Here is a 6,078-nt window from a genome sequence, read left to right as displayed (position 1 = left end):
CCCACCCACCGCGGGGGCCCCGCGCCGGTATCATCACCGAGGACCCAGCGCGGAAGGACCGACATGACCCAGACGTTCACGTCACCGATACCCGTTCTCCCGAAGAGAGAGGATGGGCGTCGCGTCCTCCTGAAGCTCTCCGGAGAAGCATTCGGCGGAGGAGCCGTCGGCGTCGATCCCGACGTCGTCGCCCGAGTCGCGGGCGAGATCGCCGAGGGCGTCGCCCAGGGCATCGAGTGCGCCATCGTCGTCGGAGGCGGCAACTTCTTCCGCGGTGCGGAGCTCTCCCAGCGCGGCATGGACCGGCGTCGTGCCGACTACATGGGCATGCTCGGCACCGTGATGAACTGCCTCGCCCTGCAGGACTTCCTGGAGCAGCGAGGAGTCTCCACCCGGGTGCAGACCGCGATCGAGATGGGCCAGGTCGCCGAGCCGTACATCCCGCTGCGCGCAGTCCGCCACCTCCAGAAGGGCCGCGTCGTCATCTTCGGCGCTGGTGCCGGGATGCCGTACTTCTCCACCGACACGGTCGCCGTCCAGCGGGCGCTGGAGATCGGCTGCGAAGAGGTGCTGATGGCGAAGAACGGCGTCGACGGGGTGTACGACTCCGACCCCCGCACGAACCCCGACGCGAAGAAGCTCGATCACGTCACCTACAACGATGCTCTCCAGCGCGGGTTGAAGGTCGTGGACTCCACCGCGTTCAGCCTGTGCATGGACAACGGTCAGCAGATGATGGTCTTCGGACTGGACACGCCCGGGAACATCACCCGTGCAATGCGCGGCGACCGGATCGGCACGGTCGTCACCAAGTGACATCGGCCCGGCGCGACCCGGTGCTTCGAGGCACCGACACGCCGGGAGCTCCGCACCCCGCGGGCCTCGCCCAGGCCCTTGACGGTGCGGGACAATGGACAAGGCAAACCCACTCAGAACTGAGGAGCACCCCGTGAGCGACGACACCCCGAGCATCCTGAAGGACGCCGAGGCCAAGATGAAGAAGTCCGTGGAGGTCACCAAGGACGAGTTCACCGCGATCCGCACCGGTCGGGCGAACGCCGCGATGTTCCAGGGGATCACCGCCGATTACTACGGCGCGCCGACCCCGTTGAACCAGCTGGCCTCGCTCCAGTTCCCGGAAGCCCGCACCGTCATCGTCACCCCGTTCGACAAGACCGCCACGACCGCCATCGAGTCGGCGCTGCGCGAGTCGGACCTCGGCGTGAACCCCACCAACAACGGCGACAACCTGCGCGTGGTCCTGCCGGCCCTCACCGAGGAGCGTCGCAAGGACTACGTCAAGCTCGCCCGGAACAAGGCCGAGGACGGCAAGGTCTCGGTGCGCGGATCCCGCGGGAACGCCAAGAAGGCGATCGAGAAGCTGGTCAAGGACAAGGAGATCGGCGAGGACGAGGGCAGCCGCGCTGAGAAGGAGCTCGAGTCGCTCACCAAGAAGTACATCGAACTGATCGATGAGGCGCTCAGCCTCAAGGAGACCGAGCTCGAGACCGTCTGAGTCGCGTCTCGCGATCTCAGAACTGGTGAATGCAGCCCGTGAGCACTGAACCTGCGCCAGCCCCGGCGATGACCGCCTCGTCCCCGGACGAGGCGGTCATCGCCGTACCTTCCGAGGAGCACGCGAAACGGCGCGGGCCGGGACGCAACCTCCCCGCAGCGATCGCGGTCGGGGTGGGTCTGGGAGCGATCCTGATCGTGGCGGTGTTCGTGCTGCCCCAGGCTTTCCCGGTGGTCGCCGCAGTGGCGATGGTCCTCGCCGTTCTCGAGCTCACCCGTGCCCTCGCCGAGGGCGGGCTGCGGCTCCCACCGACCCCGCTCCTGGTGGGCGTGATCGGGATGGTGGTCTCCACCGTGGTGTTCGGTGCCGAGGGGCTGCTGGTGGCGACCGCTGCCGCGGTCTGCGTGCTGATCCTGTGGCGGGTCAGCGAGTCGATGGGCCTGAGTGCATTGCGCGACGTGGCCGGCGGCGTCTTCGCCCTGGCCTGGGTTCCCTTCCTGGGCTGCTTCCTGCTGCTGCTCTTCGCCCGTGAGCAGGGTCCGATGCTGGTGCTCCTCGCAGTGCTCGGACCGGTCGGCAACGACGTGGGCGGCTATATCGCCGGGGTGCTGTTCGGAAAGCATCCGATGGCACCGAGGATCAGCCCGAAGAAGAGCTGGGAGGGATTCGTCGGATCCCTTCTGCTGGGCACCGCCGCGGTCACCGCCGTCGGGACCCTCGCCCTGGATCTCCCCGTGGAGGTCGGACTCATCATCGGCGCCGTGCTGGTGGTCGTCTCCACCTGCGGAGATCTTGCCCAGTCGCTTCTGAAGCGCGACCTGGGCATCAAGGACATGGGCCATCTGCTGCCCGGCCACGGGGGAGTGCTGGACCGGGTCGACTCGATCCTGCTCGCCGCCCCCACCACCTACGTCATGCTGGAGGTACTGCTGCCATGAAGAACACCGAGAATTCGCCGGAGAAAACCACCGAGAACGGTGCTGGAGGGAAGCCCGCCCCGGAGCCGGTTGCGCTGTCCCGCAATCCCGACCTCTCCCGTGAGGCGATCCCCGGGCAGAAGATCGCTCTGGCTCCTGGCCAGCTGCAGATGAAGCCCGCCCGCCGGGGCAAGCCGCCGGTGCACCTCGCCGACCTCACGCTCGCCGAGCGCGTCGAGGCAGTCAAGGCGATGGGCCTGCCCGGCTTCCGGGCCAAGCAGCTCTCCGTGCACTACTTCGAGCACTTCACCACCGATCCGGAGGACCTCACGGATCTGCCCAAGGAGGGGCGCCAGGAGCTTGTCGACCACTTCTTCCCCCCGCTGCTGACGCAGGTCTCCCGGCAGTCCGCCGACCACGGCGCGACCCAGAAGTTCCTCTGGCAGCTGTTCGACGGGCCCATGGTCGAATCGGTGCTGATGCGCTACAGCGATCGGAACACGCTGTGCATCTCCTCGGAGGCAGGCTGCGGCATGAACTGCCCCTTCTGCGCCACCGGCCAGATGGGCCTGACGCGCAACCTCTCGACCGCCGAGATCCTCGAGCAGGTGCGCATCGCCAACCGGATGCTGGCCCGCGGCGAGCTGCCCGGCGGGACCGGCCGCGTGAACAACATCGTGTTCATGGGGATGGGGGAGCCGCTGGCGAACTACCGCCCCGTGGCGACCGTCTGCCGGCGTCTGAACTCTCCCGCCCCGGAGGGCTTCGGCATGGGAGCTCGCCACATCACCGTCTCCACGGTGGGTCTGGCTCCCGCGGTCCGCAAGCTCACCGCGGAGAAGCTCCCGGTCACGCTCGCGGTGTCCCTCCACGCGCCGGACGATGCGCTGCGCAATGAGCTGGTGCCGATCAACACCCGTTTCGATATCGACGAGATCCTCGACGCCGCCTGGGAGTACTTCGAGACCACCGGACGCCGGGTCAGCATCGAGTACGCCCTGATTCGCGACATCAACGACCAGGCGCACCGGGCGCAGCTGCTCGCCGATCGGCTGATCGCCAAGGGCGGCGCCCACTGGGTGCACGTCAACCCGATCCCGTTGAACCCGGTCAAGGGCTCGAAGTGGACAGCGTCGGACCCGCTGGTGGAGAAGCGCTTCGTGGAGATCCTGCGGGACAACGGCATCTCCGCCACCATCCGAGACACCCGCGGTTCCGACATCGATGGTGCCTGCGGCCAGCTGGCGGCCGAAGTGATCGAGTCCGACACCCGCCGCGAGGATCGTGAGGCGCGGGTCGCCCGCGTCGAGGCCATCGCGGCCGCCACCGACTGATTCCCAGGAGCACAGCTGATGGACGTCCGCTTCACCCCGACCCGATTCCGTGATGGCTACGACATGGCCGAGGTCGATGACTTCCTCGATCGCTGCGAGCAGGCGCTCAAGACCGGCGACGGCTCGGTCAACGCAGAGAGCGTGCTGGACATGCGCTTCACCCCGACCCGGTTCTGTGAGGCCTACGAGATGGCCGAGGTCGACGCCTTCCTCGACGATGTGCTCGCACCGCGCTTCGTTGCGCTCGCTGCCGACGGCGCCGCAGCGCAGGCCGCGCCTGCACAGGACGCCATGCCCGCGGGGAACCCCGCACTAAGGGACCCTGCACAGTCCGGGCTCGCGCAGTCTGTTCCGGCACAGTCTGCTCCCGCTCAGTCCGGGCCCGCGCGGGGAGCGGGACACCCCGTCCCGCATCCCGCCGAGAAGAGGGGCTTCCTCTCCCGCCTCCTGCGCGGCCGCTGAGCGCGGCGCAGCGGCAACTGCCCCGCACGCCTCCCCGACCCATCCCTCCCACGCCGTTACAGTGGGACCCCGTCAGCACCGAGGAAGGACCTACCTGGTGAGCACATCGTTCGAGCGTGTCTCGCGCTTCAGCGTCGGATACGACATGCGCGAGGTCGACGAGTTCCTCTCCCGCGCGCGCACCGCCTATGAGGGTCGTGACCCCTCGTTCAGCGGGGGCGACATCACCGCGGCCAGCTTCGGCACCGAGCGGGGCGGCTACGACATGCGCGTGGTGGACGAGGCCCTGGACCGGCTCTCGGATGCCTTCGCGCTGCAGGCCCGCGATGACGCGATCACCCAGCATGGCGAGGACTCCTGGGTCGCACAGCTCACCGAGCGGGCCGAGGTGCTCAAGGAGCGCCTCGAACGCCCTGCAGGGGATCGCTTCGCTCCGGCCGCACAGGGGGAGGCCGCCTATGACAAGGCAGATGTCGACGCCCTGTGCGACCAGCTCGTCGCCTATTTCACCGACGGCCATCCGATGAGCGTCGATGACGTGCGGCGCGCCGCCTTCGGTCGTCGTCGGGGTCCCGACGGCTATCGCGAGGCCGTGGTGGACGTCTACCTCGACCATGTCGCGGACGTGATGGCTTCCGTTCCGTGACCAGCACCCCCGTGCGGAGGCTGGTCCTGCTGGGGTCCACCGGATCCATCGGCACCCAGGCGCTCGACGTGCTGCACCGCTTCCCGGACATCGCACATGTCCACGGCCTCGCCGTCGGTGGCACCCGTCCAGAGCTGGTGGCCGAGCAGGTCCTCGCCCACCGGCCAGAGCATCTGGTGGTCTCCGACCCTGCCCACGCCGCTCAGGTCGACAGTGCTGTGCAACGCGCCTGCCGCGACGCTGGCCTCCCCGCGCCGCGGATCGCAGCCGGGCAGGACGCCGTCATCGACCTCGCGGGATCCCTCGGTGACGGGGACGTGGTGCTCAACGCCATCACCGGCTCCGTCGGTCTGCTGCCCACCCTCGCCGTGCTCGCCTCCGGTGCCCGGCTCGCTCTGGCCAACAAGGAATCGCTCGTCGTGGGCGGTCACCTGGTGACCGAGGCCGTGGCGCCCGGACAGATCCTTCCCGTCGATTCCGAACACACCGCGATCGCGCAGGCCCTGGCCGGGGTGCGCCATGACCAGATCGACCATCTGGTGGTCACCGCCTCCGGAGGCCCGTTCCGCGGGTGGACTCGCGAGCAGCTCGCCGGCGTCACCCCGGAGCAGGCACTGAACCACCCCACCTGGTCGATGGGCCGCGTGATCACGACCAACTCCGCCACCCTGGTCAACAAGGCGCTCGAGGTGATCGAGGCCTGCTTCCAGTTCGACCTGCCGGAGGATCGGGTGCAGGTGGTCGTCCACCCGCAGTCGATCGTGCACTCGATGGTCACGCTCATCGACGGAGCGACGATCGCTCAGGCCAGCCCGCCGGACATGCGCCACGCCATCGGCTGGGCGCTCGCGCACCCGGAGAAGCTCCCCGGCCTCGCCACGGCGCTGGACTTCTCCGCAGCCCAGTCCTGGACCTTCGAACCGGTCGACGAGGACACCTTCGACGCGATCGCTCTGGCCCGCGCTGCGCACCGGGAGGGCGGTGGCGCGATGGCCGTCTACAACGCCGTCAACGAAGAGGCGGTGGACGCCTTCTTCGAGGGGCACCTCGATTTCCTCGGCATCACCGCGCTGATCCGCGAGGTGCTCGAGCGCCCGGAGCGTCCGCGTGCCGCGCACGCCGACGGGGTCGCAGGACTGCTGGCCGTCGAGTCCTGGGCACGTGGGACCGCCCAGACGCTGATCTCCTCGCAGGAGCGCTGAG

At 68.8% G+C, this 6,078-nt stretch carries 7 protein-coding genes; all 7 read left to right on the top strand.

Annotated features, from left to right (window positions below; genetic code table 11):
* The first annotated feature begins 63 nt into the window (after positions 1-63).
* The 7 genes from pyrH to dxr all read left to right on the top strand — a co-directional run bounded on the left by pyrH (position 64) and on the right by dxr (position 6,077).
* Positions 64-816 carry a UMP kinase gene (gene pyrH, locus ACT3T9_RS13455; protein ID WP_441443582.1) on the top strand — a complete coding sequence of 251 codons (753 nt, stop codon included), beginning with the start codon at positions 64-66 and terminating at the stop codon, positions 814-816.
* 133 nt (positions 817-949) lie between these two features.
* Positions 950-1,516, top strand: a complete 567-nt coding sequence (gene frr, locus ACT3T9_RS13450; protein ID WP_441443581.1) for a ribosome recycling factor — start codon at positions 950-952, stop codon at positions 1,514-1,516.
* Between the two features lie 38 nt (positions 1,517-1,554).
* Positions 1,555-2,454: a phosphatidate cytidylyltransferase gene (locus ACT3T9_RS13445; RefSeq protein WP_441443580.1), complete on the top strand. Its 900-nt coding sequence runs from the start codon at positions 1,555-1,557 to the stop codon at positions 2,452-2,454.
* Complete coding sequence (rlmN, locus tag ACT3T9_RS13440) at positions 2,451-3,767, top strand: 23S rRNA (adenine(2503)-C(2))-methyltransferase RlmN (RefSeq protein WP_441443579.1); 1,317 nt, start codon at positions 2,451-2,453, stop codon at positions 3,765-3,767. The genes ACT3T9_RS13445 and rlmN overlap by 4 nt, the downstream gene beginning before the upstream one ends.
* 18 nt (positions 3,768-3,785) lie before the next feature.
* The gene (locus tag ACT3T9_RS13435) at positions 3,786-4,229 is read left to right on the top strand and encodes a DivIVA domain-containing protein (RefSeq protein ID WP_441443578.1); all 444 of its coding nucleotides are present in this window, start codon (positions 3,786-3,788) and stop codon (positions 4,227-4,229) included.
* A gap of 97 nt (positions 4,230-4,326) precedes the next feature.
* Positions 4,327-4,875: a DivIVA domain-containing protein gene (locus ACT3T9_RS13430; protein WP_441443577.1), complete on the top strand. Its 549-nt coding sequence runs from the start codon at positions 4,327-4,329 to the stop codon at positions 4,873-4,875.
* Positions 4,872-6,077: a 1-deoxy-D-xylulose-5-phosphate reductoisomerase gene (gene dxr / locus ACT3T9_RS13425; RefSeq protein WP_441443576.1), complete on the top strand. Its 1,206-nt coding sequence runs from the start codon at positions 4,872-4,874 to the stop codon at positions 6,075-6,077. Before ACT3T9_RS13430 ends, dxr begins: the two co-directional genes overlap by 4 nt.
* Position 6,078 lies beyond the last annotated feature (1 nt).

The organism is Brachybacterium sp. AOP29-B2-41 (genome assembly GCF_052378395.1).
In the GTDB taxonomy this organism is placed as follows: Bacteria; Actinomycetota; Actinomycetes; order Actinomycetales; family Dermabacteraceae; genus Brachybacterium.
The sequence above is the reverse complement of the archived record's forward strand: the minus strand, read 5'-3'. Positions and strand labels throughout refer to the sequence as shown.